Origin of the sequence: Agrobacterium salinitolerans, from assembly GCF_002008225.1 — a bacterium.
GTDB lineage: Bacteria > Pseudomonadota > Alphaproteobacteria > Rhizobiales > Rhizobiaceae > Agrobacterium > Agrobacterium salinitolerans.
The window spans coordinates 122118-142681 of record NZ_MRDH01000022.1 but is presented as its reverse complement, the minus strand read 5'-3'; the positions used below and the strand labels follow the sequence as shown (position 1 = coordinate 142681).

Below are 20564 nucleotides of genomic sequence, written 5' to 3'. Positions count from 1 at the left end.
ATCTTTCAAGCGTTGTGAGGGAGGAAACCATGTGTAAGCTTTTCATCAAGGCAGACCCGGCGCTTTGGGAGAGCCATACGCGGTCGCTCAGGATCGATGGCATGGTCACCAGCGTGCGGCTCGAGAATTTCTTCTGGGCGACGCTGGACGAGATCGCGCGGCGTGACGACATGAACAGCGTGCAGCTCATCGCCAAGCTTTATAATGAATCGATCGATGCCGGGCACGATCTCGGCAACTTCACCTCGTTCCTGCGGGTCTGCTGCGGGCGTTATCTGGCGCTTCAGCTTTCCGGCGATATTCCGGCACGGACAGATGTTCCGATTGCGGCACTGGATGCCGACAGCATCCTTGAGGCGGAGCAGGTGAATTATCACTAGTTGGTCACAGTACACTCGACGTCATCCTCGGGCTTGTCCCGAGGATCTGCCGACGTATCGTTTTTTTCGACGTGATTAGATCCTCGGGACAAGCCCGAGGATGACGTGGTAATGGTTAGACGATTCCCCTCAGCTCTTCAGCGAGCGCGGGTCGAGCGCATCGCGCACCGCATCACCGATATAGTTGACACTCAGAACAGTCAGCGAAATCGCCAGGCCCGGCCACAGCACGCGCGAGGGCGTCAATTGCAGGAAGTTCGCGCCATCGAATAGCAGCCGTCCCCAGGTCGGGAAATCGGAGGGGAAGCCGAGGCCGAGGAAGGACAGCGCCGATTCCGTGATGATGGCGGCGGCAATGCCGAGCGTGGCCGAGACCATGATCGAACTCAGCACATTCGGCAATATATGCCTGAGAATGATGCGGTATTCGCGCATGCCGCTCGATTTCGCCGCGATGATGAATTCCTGGCTTTTGATCGTCAGCACATCGCCGCGCACGATACGGGCCGTATGCATCCAGCTGGTTATCCCGATCACGAACACGATCAGGATGAAGATGCCTGTTTCCGGCCCGAAGGCCGCGCGCAGCGTATCGCGAAACAGCATCAGGATGACAAGCAGCAGCGGCAAAAGCGGCAGGGCCAGGAACAGGTCGGTCAGCCGCATCAAGGGGCCGTCCAACCTGCGGAAGTAACCCGATAGAACACCCACTAGCGTGCCGAGGAATAGCGCCAGCAGCATGGCGGTGATGCCGACGGCAAGCGAGATACGCCCGCCGGCCAGAACCTGCGCCAGCATGTCCTTGCCGAGATTATCGGTGCCGAAAGGATGTGCGAGCGACGGCCACTGGTTGCGCGCCTTCACATTGATGGCGTTGGGTGCCACGGTGTGGATATAGGGGCCGACATAGACCGCCAGCAGGATGAAGATGAAGACGAAGAGGCCCGCCACCCCGCCCTTGTGAACGCGGAACTGTTTCCACATGTCGGCAAGGGCGGATTGTGTGGGGGTGGCCGCAACCGTCGGCCCTTCTATAGTGGCGTCAGTCATAGCGGATCCTCGGGTCGAGAATGCCGTACAGCACGTCGGCAATCAGGTTGAAGAGCACGATCAGCACCGCGAAAATGAAGGTCAGCGTTTGCACCAGCGGAATATCTGCGCCCTGAACCGCGGTGATCAGCAACTGGCCAAGCCCGTTCACGCGAAATATCTGCTCGGTGATGATGGCGCCCGAAAAGATGGTCGGCACACCGAGCGCAATCACCGTCACAACCGGAATCAGGCTGTTGCGCAGCACGTGGATGAGCAGCACGGATTTTTCCTTCACGCCCTTGGCGCGCGCGGTGCGCACATAATCCTGATGCAGATTGTCGAGCATGGAGGCGCGCACGAAGCGGCTGATCTGCGAGACATTATAGAGCGTCAGCACCAACACCGGCAGGAACATCTGCTTCACCTGTGCCACGAAGCTCGCCCAGTCCCTGACTTGCAGATTGGTGTCGTAGACCGACGGGAACCATTGCAGGTAGGAGCTGAAGATGACGACCAGCAGCACGCCGGTAAAGAAGGTCGGCACCGAATAACCGACCATGGAAACGAAGGTGCCGATCTGGTCGAAGATCGAATATTGCTTGTAGGCGGAGACGACGCCGATCGGGATCGCCAGCAGCGCACCGAAAAGATAGGCGAGGCCCACCACCCACAGCGTCTGCGGCATGCGCTGAATGACGAGATCGACCACCGGGCTGCGTGTCGCCCAGGAGAGCACCCGCATGCGGCTGCCATCGCCGATCTGCCAGCCGGTCAGCTTTTCCAGGAGGTTCAGCGGTTCGTTGATGAAGAATTGCTGCAGCCACATCAGATAGCGGATGAAGAAAGGCTGATCGAGGCCGAGCGAGGCGCGGATCTGTTCGCGCACTTCCGGCGGGATGGTGAGCGGCAGGTCGCCGGTCGGATCGTTCGGCGCAAGATCGAGTAGCGCGAAGATGACGAAGCTGATGACAAGCAGCGTCGGTACGGCAAAGGCCAGCCGCCGGAGCGTAAAGGTAAACATCTGAAACTCTCCAGACCCAGAGCGCGGCGCGACGAAAACCGGGATCGTTTTCGCCATGAACGCGGCAAATGTGTCTTCAGATCATGGTCCTGGGGCATGCAGAAGGCCGGCCTCTCCCGGGGGAGAAGCCGGCGCATCCGCGTGTTACTTCTTGCGGGACCAGTCCGCGACGTTCCAGAGTTCCGAGTCCCAGGCATTCATGCGAACGCCTTCCAGCGTCAGCGAATGCGAGGAAACGCTGCCGCGGTGAATGAGCGGAATATGCGCGCCTTCTTCCGTCAGCATGTCGTTCAGCTGCTTGGAAAGCTCGGCGCGCTTGTCAAGCTCGGCGGTCTTGGAGAGTTCGCCCACCAGCTTGTCGAATTCCGGGTTGCAATAACGCGGAATATTCTGGCCCTGCCAGCCGTTTTCCGGGGCCGGGATCTTGTCGCACAGCCATTCCGCCAGATATTTTTCCGGGTCCGTGCCGTCGAAATTGTTGGTGTACATTTCGACATCGGCATAAAATTTTTGGAAGGTGTCCGGGCTTGCCGGGTCACCGCCGAAGAAGACCGAGGCGCTGACATTGCGCAGTTCCGCAGCGACGCCGATCTGCGACCACATATCCTTCACCAGTTCCTGCGTGGCCTGGCGAACCGAGTTGGTGGAGGTCTGGTAGAGGAAAGAAAGCTTCACGCCATCCTTGGCGCGGATGCCGTCTGCGCCCTTTACCCAGCCGGCGTCGTCGAGCAGCTTGTTTGCGCCTTCCACATCCTGCTTCAGGCACCAGCTGTCATTCTTGGTGGAAGCGACGGCTTCCGGAGCCGGTACGATGTTGCAGGTCGGCTTGCCCGCTTCGCCATAACCCGCTTCGTCGATGATATCGCGGTCGATGGCGAGCGAAAGCGCACGGCGCACGGCGGGATCGGAAAGGGCTGGGTGCGGGCCGGCCTGCTTAGTGGAGCGCTTGTCGCCCAGCGAAGGATCGGCATTGTACCAGTTGAGATTGATACGCTCGACCTGGGTGCCGAAGGCGGTCTCCAGTTTACCCTTGCCGGCGGCAACCATGGTGGCGAGGATTTCCGGCTCCACCTGCATGTTCCAGGCATAATCGAATTCGCCGGTTTCAAGCACGGCGCGTGCGGCGGAAGCGGCGTCACCGCCGCCCTTCAGGGTCGCTGTGGCGAAGGCGGGCTTGGCGGGGTCGCGGTAATTGGTGTTGGCGACGAAGCTGATCACGTCATTCGGCTTGAAATCCTTGACCACGAAGGGTCCGGTGCCGATGGGGCCGAAATTGGCGGATGTGCAGCCGGGGGCTGCGGCGCCGACGCAGTTTTCGAACTGCTTTTTCTGGATGACCGGCGACTGTGCGCCCACGAATGCGGAGTAGGGATAAGGTTTCGGTTCGGTGAAGCTGACCTTGACGGTGTGGTCGTCGATGGCCTCGACATTCTTCACGCCCTCATATTGCGCCGCCTGCGCGCAGCCGCCATCCGGTGCGGTGCAATATTTCCAGGTGAAAATGACGTCCTCGGCGGTGAACGGCGTGCCATCCGACCATTTCACATCGCTCTTCAGCTTCCAGGTCATGCTGAGCAGATCCTTCGCGACGCCGCCATTTTCGATCGTCGGAATTTCGGTGACCAGCATCGGTACCAGCTCGCCCTTTTCGTCGTAGCGCGCCAGCGGCTCAATCACCATGGACGAGCTGTAGACTTCCTTCGTGCCACCGGAAAGATAAGGGTTAAGTGTCGATACGGCCTGCCAGAACAGGATTTTCAGTTCGCCGTCACTGCCGCGCTCGGCATGGGCGACAGAGCCTGCAAAGGCCATGGCCGCCACCGTGCTGGCAAAGAGAACGCTGCGCTTCTTCATTGTGGTTTTCCCCTTTTTGGATTTTATCTGTTTGAATGTTTGACGCTTTTCCCGTCGTCGCACGCAAGGTCTGTTTTTCTAACTATTTGACTTTGCTAAGGAATATTCCTCCATTCCCGACGATGCTATTGTCAGTTTTTTTGAAATGCAAGTCCCAATGTCTCTTTGGTGAACAAATTTTGAGCCATTCAGTTTTGGGCCTATTTTTCGCTCATGCAGCAAATTTCATGCTTGCAAAACGAGAAATTCCAAACGCAATATGGCGTCCGACAACCCGGCGGGGAACAAAAAAAGGGAAAAAGAGAATGCCGATATTGAACCGTGTGGCTGAAATGCAGGAAGAAGTTGCCGGCTGGAGGCGCCATCTGCATGAACACCCGGAACTCCTCTACGATGTCTTCGAAACATCGAAATTCGTGGCGGAAAAGCTGAAATCCTTCGGCTGCGACGTGGTCGAGACCGGCATCGGCCAGACCGGCGTGGTCGGCATCATCAAGGGCCGGCACGGGGATGGCCCGACCATCGGTTTCCGCTCCGACATGGACGCACTGCCGATCCTCGAGACGAGCGGCAAGCCCTGGGCTTCGAAGACGCCCGGCAAGGCCCATTCCTGCGGTCATGACGGGCATACCGCCATGCTTTTGGGTGCGGCGCAATATCTGGCAGAGACCCGCAATTTCAAGGGCTCCGTGGCGGTGATCTTCCAACCGGCGGAAGAGGGCGGCGCGGGCGCGCTCGCCATGCTGAACGACGGAATGATGGAGAAATTCGGCATTTCGCAGGTCTATGGCATGCATAACGAGCCGGGCATTCCGGTCGGGCAATTCGCCATCCGCAAGGGGTCGACCATGGCGGCGGCGGATAGTTTCGAAATCGTCATCACCGGCAAGGGCAGCCATGCGGCCGCGCCGCATCTTTCCATCGATCCGGTTTTGACCTCGGCGCATGTCATCATCGCCCTGCAATCCATCGTTTCGCGGGAGACGGACCCTTTGAAATCGCTGGTCGTCACCGTCGCCACCACCCATGGCGGCACGGCCGTCAATGTCATTCCAGGCGCCGTTACGTTGACGGGTACGGTGCGCACGCTGTTGCCGGAAACCCGCGATTTCGCCGAAAAGCGCCTGAAGGAAGTGGCGACCGCCACCGCCATGGCACATGGCGCGACCGTCGAAGTGAAATATCATCGCGGTTATCCCGTCACCTTCAATCACAGTGACGAAACCGAATTCGCGACCGGCGTGGCGATGGGCGTGGCCGGTGCGAACGCCGTCAACACCAACCCCAACCCGCATATGGGGGCGGAGGATTTTTCCTACATGCTGGAAGCGCGTCCTGGCGCCTTCATCTTCATCGGCAACGGCGATACCGCCGGGCTGCACAATGCGGCCTATGATTTCAACGACGATGCGCTGCCTTACGGCATCAGCTACTGGGTTTCGATGGCCGAAACCGCGCTTGCTGCGTAAGACACCCGGCGGCCTTCATGGCCGCCTTCTGCTTTTCAGGAGATTGGCATGCTTTTGGCGGCGACGTCCATGGAACAGACCGGCGGTTCGGTAAGCCCGGTTTTATTGGTTCAAAATCTCACCACATCCTTCCGAGTCGATGGCGGCTGGAAATCGGTGGTCCGCAACATGAGTTTCGAGATCGCGCCGCGCGAAACGGTGGCGATCGTCGGCGAGAGCGGGTCGGGCAAAAGCGTCACTTCGCTCTCCATCATGCGGCTCCTCGATAAAAAGACGAGCCGTATCGAAGGCAAGGTCATGCTCGGCGGGCGCGACCTGCTGGCGCTGCCGGAAGAGGAGATGCGCAAGGTTCGCGGCAAGGACATCTCAATGATCTTCCAGGAGCCGATGACCTCGCTCAATCCGATCTTCCCCATCGGCAAGCAGATCGCCGAGGCGCTGACCGTGCATCAGGATATTTCCTCATCCGCTGCGAAGGCAGAGGTCATCCGCCTGCTGGAGAAGGTCCGTATTCCCAATGCGAAGAACCGTTTCGACGATTATCCGCACCAGTTTTCCGGCGGCATGCGGCAACGCGTGATGATCGCCATGGCGCTCGCCTCCAAACCGAAGCTGCTGATCGCCGACGAGCCGACAACGGCGCTCGATGTGACAATTCAGGGCCAGATTCTCGACCTGATCAAGCAATTGCAGGAAGAGGAGGGCATGTCCGTCCTCTTCATCACCCATGATATGGGTGTTGTGGCGGAAGTTTCGGACCGCACCATCGTCATGTTCCGCGGCGATGTGGTGGAAACCGGCGCCACCGACGACATCTTCCATCGCGGCCGCCACCCTTATACGCGGGCGCTGCTTTCGGCGGTGCCGAAGCTCGGCTCGATGAAGGAGCGCGTGCTGCCGGCCCGGTTCCCGATCATCGATATCAAGACCGGCGAAAGCCAGCCTGTCGCCGAGGTGAAGGACACGGTCTCCGGAGGCCGCACGCCCATTCTTTCGGTCAAGGACCTCACCACCCGTTTCGATATTCGATCCGGCCTTTTCGGCCGCAAATCCGGCGCCGTGCATGCGGTGGAAAAGGTATCCTTCGATCTCGCCGAGGGCGAAACTCTTTCTCTCGTGGGCGAATCGGGGTGCGGCAAGTCCACCACGGGCCGCTCCATCACCCGGCTGATCGAGCCGACATCCGGCAATGTCATGCTTGACGGCTACGAGGTGCTGAAGCTAGACAAGACAACGTTGCGCACCATGCGCCGCAGCGTGCAGATGATCTTCCAGGACCCTTTCGCCTCGCTCGATCCGCGCATGAGCATCGGCACAGCGATCATGGAGCCCTTTATCGAGCATCGCCTTGGAAGCAAGCAGCAGGCCCGTGAAAAGGCGGCCGATCTTCTGGAAAAGGTGGGCTTGAGCCCGGATATGATGCGGCGCTTCCCGCATGAATTTTCCGGCGGCCAGCGCCAGCGCATCGCTATTGCCCGCTCGCTGATGCTCGACCCCAAGGTCATCGTCGCCGACGAGGCGGTCTCGGCGCTCGATGTTTCGATCAAGGCGCAGGTCTGCAATCTGCTGCTCGACCTGCAACAGAGCCTCAACCTCGCGTTCCTGTTCATCAGCCATGACATGGCGGTGGTGGAGCGCGTCAGCCATCGTGTGGCGGTAATGTATCTCGGGGAGATCGTCGAAATCGGGCCGCGTGCGGCCGTTTTCGACAATCCGCAGCATCCCTACACGAAAAAGCTCATGTCCGCCGTTCCGGTGCCTGATCCGGCGCGCCGGCAGATCCGGCGCAACATGTCGACGGACGAGATCAAAAGCCCGATCCGGCCGGTGGACTATGTCCCGCCTGAGCGGCGTTACCGCGAGGTTTCGGCGGGGCATCTGGTGCAGGAAGCGGCTTGATCGAGCAATGTCGGCTTCAGGCTGATGCGGAGCGAGCGGTTGCCCCTTGTGGTCTTCTACCCTTCGGGGAAAAGGCGGCCCGAAGGGTCGGGTGAGGGGGGCTGCTCGCGATCTGCCTGAATGGCGAGGACAATTCGGCGCCGCCCCGGTTTCTTTTTCAGTCACTTCCGAAAAAATCCTTCCTCTCTCATCCCCATCACCGCATTTTGGTCGCATCATTCCTCCCGCAACCGGAACGGAAGGGCGATACGCGCGGCGCCTTTCGCGAACCGGAGGCCGGCATCGACAAGCATGGTTCTGGCAGACCGTGTTTTTGAAAGGCGTTCCGCCGGGCCAGAGGCGGGAAGGACCGATCAGATAGGTGCCGTGAAAAGGCTGTAACCTATGGGCTGTTCTGGCTGCCCTGACGATACGGCCCGGTGAATGCAACAACCTCCGCCATCTCCAATCTCCCACCCGCATTCGCCGGGTCGATGCCTTGCGCCGCCGGCAAACCGCTGCGGCGGCAATCCCCCATGCAAAGCGCTTTGAACTTGTAAGTTGCGTATCCTGAAACGTTGTAGATTCCTGCCGCCCACGACTATACCTGCCGGCCGACATGGTCTAAACCGCTGCTGATCTTTTCAAGCTCGACGGACAGAGAAGGGCCTCGCATATGACCGATCCCAAAACGCTAGCCGCCCGTTTCCCCGGCGATTTCCTGTTCGGCGTCGCGACCGCCTCGTTCCAGATCGAAGGCGCCACCCGGGCGGACGGCCGCAAGCCATCCATATGGGATGCCTTCTGCAACATGCCGGGTCACGTCTTCGGGCGGCACAATGGCGATATTGCCTGCGACCACTATAATCGCTGGGAAGAGGACCTCGATCTCATCAAGGAAATGGGTGTCGAAGCCTATCGTTTCTCCATCGCCTGGCCGCGCATCATCCCCGATGGTTTCGGGCCGATCAACGAGAAGGGGCTGGATTTCTACGACCGCCTCGTGGATGGCTGCAAGGCGCGCGGCATCAAGACCTATGCGACGCTTTACCACTGGGATTTGCCGCTGACTCTGATGGGCGATGGCGGCTGGGCCTCGCGCTCCACCGCGCACGCCTTCCAGCGATATGCCAAGACCGTCATGGCCCGCCTCGGTGACCGGCTGGATGCGGTGGCGACCTTCAACGAACCCTGGTGCGCGGTGTGGCTCAGCCATCTCTATGGCATTCATGCGCCGGGTGAGCGCAACATGGAGGCGGCCCTTGCCGCCATGCATCACATCAATCTCGCCCATGGTTTCGGCGTGGAAGCCTCCCGCCATGTCGCGCCGAAGGTGCCAGTGGGGCTGGTGCTGAATGCCCATTCCGTCATCCCGGCTACCGACAGCGAGGCCGATCTCAAGGCCGCCGAACGGGCCTTCCAGTTCCACAATGGCGCGTTTTTCGATCCGGTCTTCAAGGGTGAATATCCGGTCGAGATGATGGAAGCTCTGGGTGATCGTATGCCCGTCGTGGAGGCGGAAGACCTTTCCATCATCAGCCAGAAGCTGGACTGGTGGGGCCTGAATTATTACACGCCGATGCGCGTCGCCGACGATGCGTCACCACCGGGCGCAGAATTCCCCGCCACTGCACCCGCCCCGGCCGTCAGCGACGTGAAGACCGATATCGGCTGGGAGGTCTATGCCCCGGCGCTCCAGTCGCTGGTGGAAACGCTCTATAAACGTTACGACCTGCCGGAATGCTACATCACCGAAAACGGTGCCTGCTATAATATGGGCGTCGAAAACGGCGAGGTGGATGACCAGCCGCGTCTCGATTATTACGCCGAACATCTCGGCATCGTCGCCGATCTCATCCGCGACGGTTATCCGATGCGCGGTTATTTCGCCTGGAGCCTGATGGATAATTTCGAATGGGCCGAGGGCTATCGCATGCGCTTCGGTCTTGTGCATGTGGATTATGATACGCAGGTGCGCACGCTGAAGAACAGCGGCAAATGGTACAGCGCGCTGGCTTCGGGCTTTCCCAAGGGCAATCACGGTTTGGTGAAGCCGTAACGGTCACCTCCCTCATCCCTGCGCTTGTCACACGGATCCAGCCAGCCCAAGTCCTTGGGCTGAGGGAGTCTTTCCGCCACGCGGACGCGCGTCGGCTGGATTCCTGTGACGAGCACAAGAACGAGGGTGGGGAGGCCGCCGCGAGTGAAATTCGGGTCCCGTGTCCTGCTAGGAGCACGGACGTCAGGGTGCGCGGAGAAAGTTTTCTGCACTTATTATCAGTTTTCCAAACTTTTTTGTCGGTTACCCCGTGGTGCCTGCTTGCGCCCGCTGTGCCGCCCCCTATGTCAGACGGGCTACGAAGCGTAGCGCCCATTCTGCCGTCAAGGGGCAGGGCGGGTTGGTCCTCCCAGGGAAAACGAACATGCTTATCGAAAAACTCAACTGGCGTTACGCCACCAAGAAAATGGACCCTTCCAAGACGGTGTCCGAAGACAAGGTCGAGCGCATTGTCGAGGCGGCGCGGCTTGCCCCCACCTCCAGCGGTCTTCAGCCCTTTGAAGTCATCGTCGTCACCGATCCTGAAGTCCGTGCAAAAATTCAGGAGATCGCCTGGAACCAGGCGCAGGTGACCGAAGGCTCGCATCTTTTGGTCTTTGCGGCGTGGGACAATTACACCGAAGAGCGGATCAACCACATGTTCGATCTTGTCAACGAGGAACGCGGCATCAAGAATGAAGGCTGGGAAGCCTATCGCCAGATGTTGCTTTCCACCTATCCGCAGCGCGATCAGCAGGTGAATTTTGAGCACGCCGCCCGTCAGGCCTATATCGGCTTCGGCATGGCCGTGGCGCAGGCCGCTTTCGAGGGCGTGGATTCCACCCCGATGGAAGGTTTCGATCCGGCAAAGCTCGATGAAATCCTCGGCCTGCGCGAGAAGGGCCTGCGCTCGGTCACCATCCTGCCGCTTGGCTATCGCCAGCCGGAAGGCGACTGGCTGGTGAACCTGAAGAAGGTGCGCCGTCCGGCGGAAGAATTCGTCAGCCGCGTCTGATTTTCATATCGTCGCGAAATCTTGACTGCCGCAGGGCCGCCGTGGCGGCTTTGCGGTAGATTTTTTCTCTCTTTTCAGATAATTGAAAAAACATCCCTGTTAAAAGGTGGCGTGTGCGGGCAAGTATGCGCCATCGAATTGCCGATACCCGGCATTTCTGAGTGAAAGCCTGACGAAATGACCCGGAAAATCAGCTGTCATCGAATGTGCCCGAAGGCTGCATGAAGAGAGCGGTTCAGCACCGCAACAGGATTTTTTGAGACCCGATCCGTCACGCATTCCCAGAGTTTACAATGAGTTTTCCATCCAGTGCGGCATCCCCCGCACGCCAAGAACAGGCGGTCCCTGAAGGGTTGGCAAAGGAGCCTATGGTCACGTTTGAAGGCGTGACCAAGACCTTTGGCGGCACGGGCGGCAAGCCCGGCTTCGCAGCCCTTGCCGGTATCGACTACGCCGTGCCGAAAGGCTCCATCACCGGCATCATCGGCCGCTCCGGCGCCGGCAAATCCACGCTCATCCGCCTCGCCAACGGCCTTGAAAAGCCCTCGACCGGCCGCGTGGTCGTCGACGGCGTCGATGTCGCGGCGCTCGATGAAAAGAGCCTGCGCACGCTACGCCGTTCCGTCGGCATGATCTTCCAGCACTTCAATCTTTTGTCGTCGCGCACCGCTTTCGACAATGTGGCTCTGCCGCTCGAAATATCAGGCATGGGCAAAAAGGAGATCGAAAGCCGCGTTGCGCCGCTGCTCGATCTCGTCGGCCTTTCCGACAAGGCGAAGCGTTATCCGGCGGAACTCTCCGGCGGCCAGAAGCAGCGTGTCGGCATTGCCCGTGCGCTCGCCACCCAGCCGAAGCTGCTCCTTTCCGACGAGGCGACATCGGCGCTCGATCCGGAAACGACGCAATCCATTCTCGAATTGTTGAAGCGCATCAATGCCGAACTGGGCCTGACCGTGCTGCTCATCACCCATGAGATGGAAGTGGTGAAGACCATCGCCTCGCAGGTGGCCGTCATCGACAGGGGGCTGATCGTTGAGGAAGGCACGACGTTCGATATCTTCACTGCGCCGAAACACGAGACGACCCGCAGCCTGCTGTCATCCTCTGTTGGTGTGAAGCTGCCGCATTGGGTCACTTCGGGCCTGAAACCGCAGGCGGCGGAAGGCGACCGTGTCCTGGTGCGTCTCGTGTTTTTCGGCGAGACGGCCTTCCAGCCGCTGACGGCTCGTCTCGTCGCTGAAATCGGCCCGGACGTGAACATCCTTGCCGGCACAATCGAGGAAATCTCCGGCCAGCCCTTCGGCTCGCTGGTCGTCTCCTATCCGGCGTCTGCGGATGTCACCGCCCGCGCCAATCGCTTTTATGCTGAGACCGGTCTTCACACGGAGGTGCTCGGTTATGTCGCCTGATATGATCTTCAACCTTCTGCTGAAGGGCCTGCTGCAAACCCTTCACATGGTCGCCGTTGCCGGTATCGTCGGCTCGCTGATCGGCGTGCCCATGGGCGTTTTCCTTGCCACTAGCGGCAAGGGCGAGTTGTTTTCCGCGCCGATGACCAACCGCATTCTCGGCCTCGTTGTGAACGCCGCGCGCTCCACGCCCTTCATCATTCTGGTGGTGGCGATCATTCCCTTCACCCGCCTCGTCGCCGGCACCTCCATCGGCACCAGCGCGGCGATCGTGCCGCTGACGGTCGCCACCGTTCCCTTCATCGCAAGGCTGGTGGAAGCGGCGATCCGCGAAGTGGACAAGGGGCTGATCGAGGCTGCCCGCGCCATGGGCGCCACGCCGTTGCAGATCGTCACGAAAGTTCTGCTGGCGGAGGCGAAGCCCGGCATCACGCTGGCGCTCACGCTCACGCTGGTCAGCCTCATCGGTTATTCGGCCATGGTTGGCGCGGTCGGCGGCGGCGGGTTGGGCGATCTCGGCATCCGTTACGGTTACCAGCGCTTCATGCCGGATGTGATGCTGGCCGTGGTTCTGGTGCTCATCGTGCTGGTGCAGCTGGTGCAGAGCGCGGGCGACAGGCTGGCCCGCAGCTTCGACAAGCGGACCCGCAAGAATTAACTGCCTTTAAAATAACAACCCAAGGAGACACCCATGAAGAAACTCATTCTCGCGGCTTCGCTCGCCGCTCTCTTCACCGCCGGTCAGGCGCTGGCCGAGACCATCAAGATCGGCGTCACCCCTGCCGAGCATGCGCAGATCATGGAGCAGGTGAAGAAGATCGCGGCCGCCAAGGGTCTTGATATCGATATCGTCGAGTTCTCCGACTATGTCGTGCCGAACCAGGCGCTGGCCGATGGCGAGCTGCAGGCCAACTCCTTCCAGCACCAGCCTTATCTCGACAACCAGATCGCTGACCGCAAGTTCGATCTCGTCAGCGTCGGCACCACCATCACCACCCCGATGGGTGTTTATTCGAAGAAGGTGAAGAACCTTGACGAGCTGAAGGACGGCGCAACCGTCGGCATTCCGAACGACCCGACCAATGGTGGCCGCGCGCTGCTGGTTCTCGCTTCCAAGGGCGTGATCAAGGTCAAGGAAGAGGCCGGCCTCAAAGTGACTCCTGCCGACATCACCGAAAACCCGAAGAACATCCAGATCGTCGAACTCGACGCCGCCCAGCTGCCGCGCTCGCTTGACGACACCGACGCGTCTGTCATCAACACCAACTATGCGACGGCTGCCGGCCTCAACCCGAAGAAGGACGCCATCGCCATCGAAAGCGAAAAATCCCCTTACGCGAACGTCATTGCCGTTCGTACGCAGGACAAGGACAAGCCGTGGGTAAAGACGCTGGTTGAATCCTACCAGAGCCCGGAAGTGAAGGCCTTCATTCTGGAAAAGTACAACGGCACGGTCATCCCGTCCTGGTAAGAGACCGCCATATGGCGAAAATAACGACCTCTCCCGCTCGCGGGGGAGGTTTTTTGTTTTGAAGGCGGGCGCATCCGCCTTTCCTGAAAAACCCCAGGCGTTTTCGGGAAGAATTTTTCAGGACCTTTGTCAGACTGTCGTTTTATACCCGTGGTTTTTTGGGGTAAGGCCACAAGGCGGCTTAACGGCTTCTGAATGTTTCCTACGGAAGATGATGCTTTCGAAGGGGATTTTATGCGGATTGCGCCGCGCAACATTGGGGACTATTTGCCGGTCGGGCGCAGAACCGCCGTGGGCGTGGTCTTGTCCACCTTCGCGCTGGTGCTTGTCATCGTCACCGCGCTGGTTTTGTCCGCCTTGAGCCAGGTCCGCGAAAAGGCGAACCTGCTCGACAACGCCCGTTCGCGCGAGACGACGGCGGGCGCCCTTGTCACTTTTCGAGAACAGCTTGGCGCGACCCTGAACGACTACGCCGCCTGGGACGACGCTGCCGAATATGTCTATGCCCCTGATCGTTTTGACTGGGTGGCAAGCAATTATGGTGAGATGACGGTCAATAACGATCTCTTCGATACGGCCGTGGTCATCGATGAGGATGGCAACGTCCGCATGGCCTATCAAGACGGCAAGCCTGTAAAGTGGAAGCCGGAGGCCTATTTTGCCGGCGGCCTCAGGGAAATGATCGAGCGCGTGCGGTCCATGCGCCCGGGCATCACTTCGCAGGTGACCGGTTTTGCCAAAACCGCCGATGGTATCGCCGCCGCGGGTGTCGCGCTCGTGCGGATGAAATCCGGCGCACTGCCGCCGGTCGGTGAGGAGCGGCGTTACCTGGTTTTTGCCCGCCATCTCAAGCAGGCGACGGTTGACAAGCTTGCCCGCAATTACGTCATCGATGGTCTCGAGCTGCAATATGGCGACACGCCTGCGGCCAACCATGTGGATATCGTCAATCCGATGGGGGAGGTGCTGGCCCGGCTTGTCTGGCGCTCGCACCTGCCGGGAGACGTCAGCTTTCATGAGGCGCGGCCGGTGGTCTTCACCGCGCTCGGTATCGCCGGCACGTTTTTTCTGGTGCTGCTCATCATCGGTTCGGCCACGCTCGACCGCCTGAAGGCGGATGAGGCGGCCGCGCGGGAGGAGGCGCTGCGCGACCGTCTGAGCGGGCTCAGCAACCGCGCCGGGCTCTTCGCCAGACTGAACCGCATGGTCGAAAGAGGCCGCCATGACAAGACGGATATCAAGCTGCTCTATCTCGATCTCGACGGTTTCAAGGAAATCAACGATTCCTACGGCCACGCCGCCGGCGACCGGCTGATCAAGGGCGTCGCAGCAGCGCTCCGGGTGCTGGCGCCGGAAGGCGCTGTTCTGGCGCGGCTCGGCGGTGACGAATTTGCTATCGCCATTCAGGGCAATGACGTATGGGCCGAAGGCCGCAAGCTCTGTCTGGCGCTGCTGGAACTCTTTACCGAGCCTTTCAGCATCGGTGAAAGGGTGGCGAGCATCGGTTGCAGCATCGGCACTTCTGTTTCCCGCGCAGGCGACATCAGTGGCGAGGAGCTCCTGCGGCGCGCCGATATGGCCATGTATCAGGCCAAGGAAAACGGACGCGGGCGTTACGTGTCCTATGAACTGAAGATGGATGAATTGCGCGAGGAAAAGCTGCAACTCGAAGCCGATCTTCGCTCCGCCATCGTGAACGATGAGATACAGGTGGTTTATCAGCCGGTCGTCAGCGCCGCCACACGATGTATTACCGGGGTGGAGGCGCTGGCCCGCTGGCAGCGGCCGGGATATGGCTTTGTGCCGCCGGATATCTTCATTGCGGCTGCCGAAACCAGCGGCCTAATCGACCGGCTAGGCCTTCTCGTCCTGCACAAGGCCTGCGAGACGGCCCAGCAATGGCCGTCCATCAAGCTCTCGGTGAATATCTCACCCGTGCAATTCCGCAACCCGGCCTTCTCCGGCTATGTGGCGGATATTCTCGAGATGACGCAGACGCCGCCTGAAAGGCTGCGGCTGGAAATGACGGAAGGTTATTTCATCCAGCATCCGGAACGGGCGAGTGCGGCCATCGACAAGCTGAAACAGCTTGGCCTGCACATAGCGCTCGACGATTTCGGCGCCGGTTTCGCCAGCGTCGGGTATCTGCGCCGTTTTGGTTTCGACCGCATGAAGATCGACCGTTCGCTGATCATCGCGCTCGATAAGGGCGGCCGGTCGCTGGAAATGCTGCAGGCCACCGTGGCGCTGGCAAAATCGCTCGATATTCCGGTGACGGCCGAAGGCGTGGAAACGGAAGAGCAGGCGGCCATCCTGCATCTGTGCGGCTGCGATGAATTGCAGGGTTACCTGTTCTCGAAACCGGTCGCGGCGGAAGAGATCACCGCCCTGCTGGACGGGCAGGACGCGCCGCTTTTTGCGTTGCGGGCAGGGGCGTGAGGCTGATTACTTCCACCCATTCTTGATCACCTGAAGGTGCGGCCCATTTCTTCTCCCCGCCGGGGAGAAGGTGGCCCGAAGGGGCGGATGAGGGGGCACCGTTGCCGTATCTCACCGCCCTTGCCCCCTCATCCCGCTGCCGCGGACTTCTCCCCGGCGGGGAGAAGAAACACGCGGCACCCGCTCAAAAAAACCAACCGTTACGCAGTCCGATAGCCGGCCGGTATTACCGCCCCAGATGCCGCTCGCCGCGCTTCTTTGCCAGTTCGATCTGCTGCTGCCGGTCGCGAAACCGTTGGCGGTCCTCTTCGCTGCGCTCGTCGTAACAGCTCGGGCAGGACACGCCTTCCTCGAATTTGGGAGACAGGCGCACTTCCGGTGTAATCGGGTTGCGGCAGGCGTGGCAGAGTTGGTGGTCGCCTTCGGCAAGGCCGTGCACCACGGAGACGCGCTCATCGAACACGAAACAGGCGCCTTCCCACAGGCTCTCTTCTTCCGGGACCTCTTCCAGATATTTCAGGATGCCGCCCTTGAGGTGATAGACCTCGTCGAAACCCTGTTCCTTCATGAAGGCGGTGGCCTTTTCGCAGCGAATGCCGCCGGTGCAATACATGGCGATCTTCGGCTTGTTGTGCAGGCCGGGATTGTTCTTCACCCAGTCGGGAAATTCGCGGAAGGTTTTCGTCTGCGGATCGACTGCACCCTTGAAGACGCCGATGGCCGTCTCGTAATCGTTGCGGGTGTCGATGACGATTGTATCCGGATCGGAGATCAGCTCGTTCCAGTCGCGCGCCTCGACATAGGTGCCGACGATGCGGTTCGGGTCGATATCCGGCACGCCCATGGTGACGATCTCTTTCTTGAGCTTCACCTTCAGGCGTACGAAAGGCATGTGCGAGGCACGGCTTTCCTTGTGCTCCAGCGCGGTAAATTCCGGCTGGGCGCGCAGGAAGGAGAGCACGGCGTGAATGCCTGCATCCGGCCCGGCAATGGTGCCGTTGATGCCTTCGGCGGCCAGAAGCAGCGTGCCCTTGACCCCGTTTTCCTGGCAGAGCGCGAACAACGGCTCGCGCAGGCTCTCGAACCGCGGCAGGCGGGCGAAATGATAAAGCGCGGCCACAAGGAAATCACCAGAGACTTCCGGGCGGGGGAGAATGGTCGTGTCGGTCATGGGCGCTGAAATACAGGGACGGCGGTCGCAAAGCAATATTTATCGGCGGTTCCGTGTATTTTGCAAATCGTCAAATATCTGACGGAGTGAGGCAAATGGGAGGTGCTTCGTGCCTCAAATCCGACATTGGCGAAAGCGCAAGACCTTTCTTCCGTCATCCTTGGGCCTGTCCCAAGGATCTAATCACGTCGCGCAAAATCGAAACGTTGCAGATACTCGGGACAGGCCCGAGGATGACGTCGAGCCCGGCGGGACGTTTTCACGCCGTCTCCAGCCTATTTCGCCGCCTGCCGCCACAACAGGCCGACGATGCGGCTTTCGGTTCGAGCGGATTCGGAAAACACCTCGTTTGCCAGCGCAAGAGCTTCGGCACGCAGCGCCTGCTGCCTTTCGATAATGGCGTCGAGCAGCAGGGCCAGCCGCTCGCCATTGCCGAAACGGTCCGGCTCGCGGTCGGCGACGGCGGCGAGAACCGATAGATCGTGCTCGTGGCCGAGAATATCCACCAGCCGCTTGGTATCGGCGCGCTTGGCGCGCATGGCGGAAGGCCAGAGCTGGCGCATCAGGCCAAGATGCATCCAATAGGCCTGCCCGGACTTGCGCAATTCATGGAAATGCTCGACGTCGGCCTGCGCGTGGCAATCGGCGAGCGCCTTGCGCGCCCTTTTTCTCTGTTTCGCCCAGGCGCTTTTTAGCAGCCGCGCCGTGTCCTTCAACGCATCCGGCAGCGACAGGGTCTCAAGCGCCCTGCGCGCTTCCCCGCAGCCGGTAATGGCGGCGGCAATGGCCTCATCGAGACCGGCCTCGTGTTCTATGGCGTCGTCGCGGCGCGCGCGCAGCATCGCGGTGATCGACCGCAGCGCTTCTCCCTGCGCATCGGAACGGGCGAAGGCCTCGAGATATTCCGCCGTCTCCACAAGTGCCGTTGCATCCCGCGCAAAGGCGAGGGAGCGGGCGATATCGCGAATACGGGCGTTTTCCCCGCGGCCGAAATCCGGCACCGCCTGGCGGATGAGGCGATAGAGGGCGCGCAACCGCTTGAACCGCTTGCGGGCGTCGTGCACGGCCTCGTGCGATCCGGACGGCTGGTCGCGAAGGATTGTGACTGCATCGTCGATCAGCTCCAGCCCGGCCCGGCGGATTTCATCGTCGAAGGACTTTTTCGGGTCAATTCTGAAGGGCATCCGACAGGTCTCCGCTCGGACAGTCCATGGCGAGTGACTGGTTGGAGAAGCGCTTGTCTCCGGTGACTTCCCGACCCAGCCAGGACGGCAGATCGGGGTCGGCATTTTCGTCGTTCATTTCCACTTCCGCCACCACCAGCCCGTGATATTTCCCTTCGAAAACATCCACTTCCCAGGTGAAGCCGCCATGATCGACGGTGTGGCGGGTTTTTTCGATCACCACGCCCGGCGCGCTTGCCATCAGCTCTTCGGCGTCCTTGAGGGGTATGGAATATTCATATTCGTCGCGGACAAGCGCGCTTGCGCCGATCTTGATGGTCAGGGTCGCATCGCGCTCATCGACGATCCTGACCCGGACCGAGCGGTTTTCCATCGAGGCGACATATGCCTGCCGGAAAGCCATGCTATGCGTGACCTCATTGCGCCATTCACCGCCTGCAACAAGAAACTTCCGTTCGATTTCCTTGGCCATGCTGTCTCCGCGAACTGGGGCGCCAGAGTATCGCAATATGATAGTATGATGAAGCGAATTGATTGAAGTATCTGGATAAAAATGCGGCTGGCGCGCCTCGACATAAATGCCGAGGCAGGCTAATCGGTAGACGGAATTTCAATCGTTTCAATTGCGCAAGGGAGGCTCATCTTGGCCCAGGACTCCGAAAAACTGCTCTCCATCCTCAAGCTCCAGCCGGTCGTACCGGTGCTGATCGTGGATGATGCCGCTTCCGCCGTGCCGCTTGCGCGCGCTTTGGTCGCAGGCGGCCTGAAGGCGATTGAGATCACCATGCGCACGCCGGCAGCTCTCGATGCCATCCGCGCCGTTGCTGCGGAAGTCGAAGGCGCCAATGTCGGCGCCGGCACCATTCTCAATGCCAAGGATTTCGAAGCGGCGGCGGAAGCCGGCTCCACCTTCATCGTCAGCCCCGGCATCAACAAAAGCGTGCTGGAAGCCGCGCGCGGTTCAAAGGTGCCGCTGCTTCCGGGTGCTGCCACCGCCAGTGAAGTCATGGCGCTGCGTGACGAGGGTTACAAGGTGCTGAAGTTCTTCCCCGCCGAACAGGCCGGCGGCGCACCCTATCTCAAGGCGCTGTCCTCGCCGCTCGCCGGCACCGTCTTCTGCCCGACGGGCAGCGTGTCGCTCAAGAACGCCAATGATTACCTTTCCCTGCCGAACGTGGTTTGCGTCGGCGGCTCTTGGGTCGCCCCGCGCGAGCTGGTGGCGACCGGCGACTGGGCGGGTATCACCAGGCTTGCGGCCGAAGCCGCCGCATTGCGCGCCTGATTTGCAATCTGTCAAACCCGTTCACGAAGGCGTGAGCGGGTTTGACATTTGTATTCGGGCCCCGGCTCCCTATCTCCCCTGTAGATTTGACCTCTACAGGAGATTTTGATGTTCGACGCCAAGAAGCTTCTTGAACAATTCCTCGGCTCGCAGGTGCCAGGCCTTTCGGGAAGCGTCCGTGACAGAGCCGGGCAGGCCGCCGATATCGCCAGGAACAATCCCCTGAAAGCCGGTGCGCTCGCCGCCGCCATTCTGGGCACCAAGACCGGCCGCAAGCTTGCCGGCAATGTCGCCACCATCGGCGGCGTGGCCGCCATCGCCGGTCTCGGGTACCTTGCCTACAAGAATTACAAGTCCGGCCAGGCGCCTGAAGTCGCGCCGAAACCCGAGCCGGAGCTGCTCGCACCGCCCGCCGATTCCGCCTTCCATCCGCAATCTCCCGCCCTTTCCAATGATTTTGCGCTGAAGCTCATCCAGGCGATGATCGCCGCCGCCAAGGCTGACGGTCATATCGATGAGAAGGAGCGCGCCAATATCATGGACAAGGTGCAGGTCTCCGGCCTCGATAGCGAAGCCGAGCGGTTCCTCGAAAAGGAACTGGCCGATCCTCTCGACATCGACGCGCTGGTGGCAGCCGCCCGCACGGAAGAGCAGAAAGTGGAGCTTTACACCGCCTCGCGGCTTGCCATCGAGGCCGACACGCGGGCGGAGCGGGGCTATCTCGATCTTCTTGCCGGGCGGCTTGGGTTGCCGGATGCGCTGGTGGATCATATCGAGGCGACGGTGGTGGCGGCGAAGGTTTGAGGTAGGCCTCGGCGGGCGTGGTTTACCCCCCCCCTCTGCCCTGCCGGGTATCCCCCCACAATGAGGGAGATCGGCAGGAGGCGCTACCACCACTTCATTCGCAAATGTTGAGATGGG

At 60.5% G+C, this 20564-nt stretch carries 17 protein-coding genes; 11 read left to right on the top strand and 6 right to left on the bottom strand.

The window, feature by feature from the left end:
* Nucleotides 1-29 precede the first annotated feature (29 nt).
* On the top strand, nucleotides 30-380 hold the full coding sequence (locus BS627_RS15525) for a ribbon-helix-helix domain-containing protein (RefSeq protein WP_077984142.1): 351 nt from the start codon (nucleotides 30-32) through the stop codon (nucleotides 378-380).
* Nucleotides 381-509: 129 nt separating this feature from the next.
* Here BS627_RS15525 and BS627_RS15520 read toward each other — a convergent pair whose 3' ends face one another.
* The 3 genes from BS627_RS15520 to BS627_RS15510 all read right to left on the bottom strand — a co-directional run bounded on the left by BS627_RS15520 (nucleotide 510) and on the right by BS627_RS15510 (nucleotide 4287).
* Nucleotides 510-1430 (bottom strand): ABC transporter permease, encoded by a 921-nt coding sequence (locus BS627_RS15520; protein ID WP_077984078.1) that lies wholly within the window; start codon nucleotides 1428-1430, stop codon nucleotides 510-512.
* Nucleotides 1423-2433 (bottom strand): ABC transporter permease, encoded by a 1011-nt coding sequence (locus tag BS627_RS15515; RefSeq protein ID WP_077984077.1) that lies wholly within the window; start codon nucleotides 2431-2433, stop codon nucleotides 1423-1425. The genes BS627_RS15520 and BS627_RS15515 overlap by 8 nt, the downstream gene beginning before the upstream one ends.
* Nucleotides 2434-2577: 144 nt before the next feature.
* Entirely contained in the window at nucleotides 2578-4287 is a 1710-nt protein-coding gene (locus tag BS627_RS15510; RefSeq protein ID WP_077984076.1) for a peptide ABC transporter substrate-binding protein, read from the bottom strand.
* A gap of 305 nt (nucleotides 4288-4592) precedes the next feature.
* Between BS627_RS15510 and BS627_RS15505 the strand changes: the two genes are divergently transcribed.
* The 8 genes from BS627_RS15505 to BS627_RS15460 all read left to right on the top strand — a co-directional run bounded on the left by BS627_RS15505 (nucleotide 4593) and on the right by BS627_RS15460 (nucleotide 16006).
* Nucleotides 4593-5756, top strand: coding sequence for a M20 aminoacylase family protein (locus BS627_RS15505; protein WP_077984141.1), 1164 nt, complete (start codon nucleotides 4593-4595; stop codon nucleotides 5754-5756).
* A gap of 48 nt (nucleotides 5757-5804) precedes the next feature.
* Nucleotides 5805-7655, top strand: coding sequence for an ABC transporter ATP-binding protein (locus BS627_RS15500; protein WP_077984075.1), 1851 nt, complete (start codon nucleotides 5805-5807; stop codon nucleotides 7653-7655).
* A 655-nt stretch (nucleotides 7656-8310) separates the two neighbouring features.
* Nucleotides 8311-9693 carry a GH1 family beta-glucosidase gene (locus BS627_RS15490; RefSeq protein ID WP_077984074.1) on the top strand — a complete coding sequence of 461 codons (1383 nt, stop codon included), beginning with the start codon at nucleotides 8311-8313 and terminating at the stop codon, nucleotides 9691-9693.
* 364 nt (nucleotides 9694-10057) lie between these two features.
* Complete coding sequence (locus tag BS627_RS15480) at nucleotides 10058-10687, top strand: NAD(P)H-dependent oxidoreductase (RefSeq protein ID WP_077984072.1); 630 nt, start codon at nucleotides 10058-10060, stop codon at nucleotides 10685-10687.
* A gap of 368 nt (nucleotides 10688-11055) precedes the next feature.
* A complete protein-coding gene (locus BS627_RS15475; protein ID WP_077984071.1) occupies nucleotides 11056-12096 on the top strand; it encodes a methionine ABC transporter ATP-binding protein in 1041 nt (346 codons plus the stop codon).
* Entirely contained in the window at nucleotides 12086-12754 is a 669-nt protein-coding gene (locus tag BS627_RS15470) for a methionine ABC transporter permease (protein ID WP_077984070.1), read from the top strand. The genes BS627_RS15475 and BS627_RS15470 overlap by 11 nt, the downstream gene beginning before the upstream one ends.
* 33 nt (nucleotides 12755-12787) lie before the next feature.
* Entirely contained in the window at nucleotides 12788-13567 is a 780-nt protein-coding gene (locus BS627_RS15465; protein WP_077984069.1) for a MetQ/NlpA family ABC transporter substrate-binding protein, read from the top strand.
* Nucleotides 13568-13762: 195 nt separating this feature from the next.
* Nucleotides 13763-16006 carry a bifunctional diguanylate cyclase/phosphodiesterase gene (locus tag BS627_RS15460; RefSeq protein WP_165691266.1) on the top strand — a complete coding sequence of 748 codons (2244 nt, stop codon included), beginning with the start codon at nucleotides 13763-13765 and terminating at the stop codon, nucleotides 16004-16006.
* Nucleotides 16007-16232: 226 nt separating this feature from the next.
* Here BS627_RS15460 and trhO read toward each other — a convergent pair whose 3' ends face one another.
* The 3 genes from trhO to BS627_RS15445 all read right to left on the bottom strand — a co-directional run bounded on the left by trhO (nucleotide 16233) and on the right by BS627_RS15445 (nucleotide 18833).
* Nucleotides 16233-17177 (bottom strand): oxygen-dependent tRNA uridine(34) hydroxylase TrhO, encoded by a 945-nt coding sequence (trhO, locus tag BS627_RS15455; RefSeq protein WP_077984068.1) that lies wholly within the window; start codon nucleotides 17175-17177, stop codon nucleotides 16233-16235.
* 275 nt (nucleotides 17178-17452) lie between these two features.
* Complete coding sequence (locus tag BS627_RS15450) at nucleotides 17453-18361, bottom strand: CHAD domain-containing protein (protein WP_077984067.1); 909 nt, start codon at nucleotides 18359-18361, stop codon at nucleotides 17453-17455.
* Nucleotides 18345-18833 carry a CYTH domain-containing protein gene (locus BS627_RS15445; RefSeq protein ID WP_077984066.1) on the bottom strand — a complete coding sequence of 163 codons (489 nt, stop codon included), beginning with the start codon at nucleotides 18831-18833 and terminating at the stop codon, nucleotides 18345-18347. Before BS627_RS15445 ends, BS627_RS15450 begins: the two co-directional genes overlap by 17 nt.
* 171 nt (nucleotides 18834-19004) lie before the next feature.
* Here BS627_RS15445 and BS627_RS15440 point away from each other — a divergent pair, with 171 nt between their 5' ends.
* Together BS627_RS15440 and BS627_RS15435 are read left to right on the top strand one after the other, a co-directional pair.
* Complete coding sequence (locus tag BS627_RS15440) at nucleotides 19005-19643, top strand: 2-dehydro-3-deoxy-phosphogluconate aldolase (protein ID WP_077984065.1); 639 nt, start codon at nucleotides 19005-19007, stop codon at nucleotides 19641-19643.
* Between the two features lie 108 nt (nucleotides 19644-19751).
* The gene (locus BS627_RS15435) at nucleotides 19752-20447 is read left to right on the top strand and encodes a tellurite resistance TerB family protein (RefSeq protein ID WP_077984064.1); all 696 of its coding nucleotides are present in this window, start codon (nucleotides 19752-19754) and stop codon (nucleotides 20445-20447) included.
* Nucleotides 20448-20564 lie beyond the last annotated feature (117 nt).

Excerpts from the sequence above, each read along its gene's own strand:
- BS627_RS15470 (WP_077984070.1), top strand. The coding sequence starts at position 12,086 with ATGTCGCCTGATATGATCTTCAACCTTCTGCTGAAGGGCCTGCTGCAA.
- BS627_RS15450 (WP_077984067.1), bottom strand. The coding sequence starts at position 18,361 with ATGCCCTTCAGAATTGACCCGAAAAAGTCCTTCGACGATGAAATCCGC.
- BS627_RS15445 (WP_077984066.1), bottom strand. The coding sequence starts at position 18,833 with ATGGCCAAGGAAATCGAACGGAAGTTTCTTGTTGCAGGCGGTGAATGG.
- BS627_RS15505 (WP_077984141.1), top strand. The coding sequence starts at position 4,593 with ATGCCGATATTGAACCGTGTGGCTGAAATGCAGGAAGAAGTTGCCGGC.
- BS627_RS15465 (WP_077984069.1), top strand. The coding sequence starts at position 12,788 with ATGAAGAAACTCATTCTCGCGGCTTCGCTCGCCGCTCTCTTCACCGCC.
- trhO (WP_077984068.1), bottom strand. The coding sequence starts at position 17,177 with ATGACCGACACGACCATTCTCCCCCGCCCGGAAGTCTCTGGTGATTTC.
- BS627_RS15435 (WP_077984064.1), top strand. The coding sequence starts at position 19,752 with ATGTTCGACGCCAAGAAGCTTCTTGAACAATTCCTCGGCTCGCAGGTG.
- BS627_RS15500 (WP_077984075.1), top strand. The coding sequence starts at position 5,805 with ATGCTTTTGGCGGCGACGTCCATGGAACAGACCGGCGGTTCGGTAAGC.
- BS627_RS15520 (WP_077984078.1), bottom strand. The coding sequence starts at position 1,430 with ATGACTGACGCCACTATAGAAGGGCCGACGGTTGCGGCCACCCCCACA.
- BS627_RS15475 (WP_077984071.1), top strand. The coding sequence starts at position 11,056 with ATGGTCACGTTTGAAGGCGTGACCAAGACCTTTGGCGGCACGGGCGGC.
- BS627_RS15460 (WP_165691266.1), top strand. The coding sequence starts at position 13,763 with ATGTTTCCTACGGAAGATGATGCTTTCGAAGGGGATTTTATGCGGATT.
- BS627_RS15480 (WP_077984072.1), top strand. The coding sequence starts at position 10,058 with ATGCTTATCGAAAAACTCAACTGGCGTTACGCCACCAAGAAAATGGAC.
- BS627_RS15515 (WP_077984077.1), bottom strand. The coding sequence starts at position 2,433 with ATGTTTACCTTTACGCTCCGGCGGCTGGCCTTTGCCGTACCGACGCTG.
- BS627_RS15525 (WP_077984142.1), top strand. The coding sequence starts at position 30 with ATGTGTAAGCTTTTCATCAAGGCAGACCCGGCGCTTTGGGAGAGCCAT.
- BS627_RS15510 (WP_077984076.1), bottom strand. The coding sequence starts at position 4,287 with ATGAAGAAGCGCAGCGTTCTCTTTGCCAGCACGGTGGCGGCCATGGCC.
- BS627_RS15490 (WP_077984074.1), top strand. The coding sequence starts at position 8,311 with ATGACCGATCCCAAAACGCTAGCCGCCCGTTTCCCCGGCGATTTCCTG.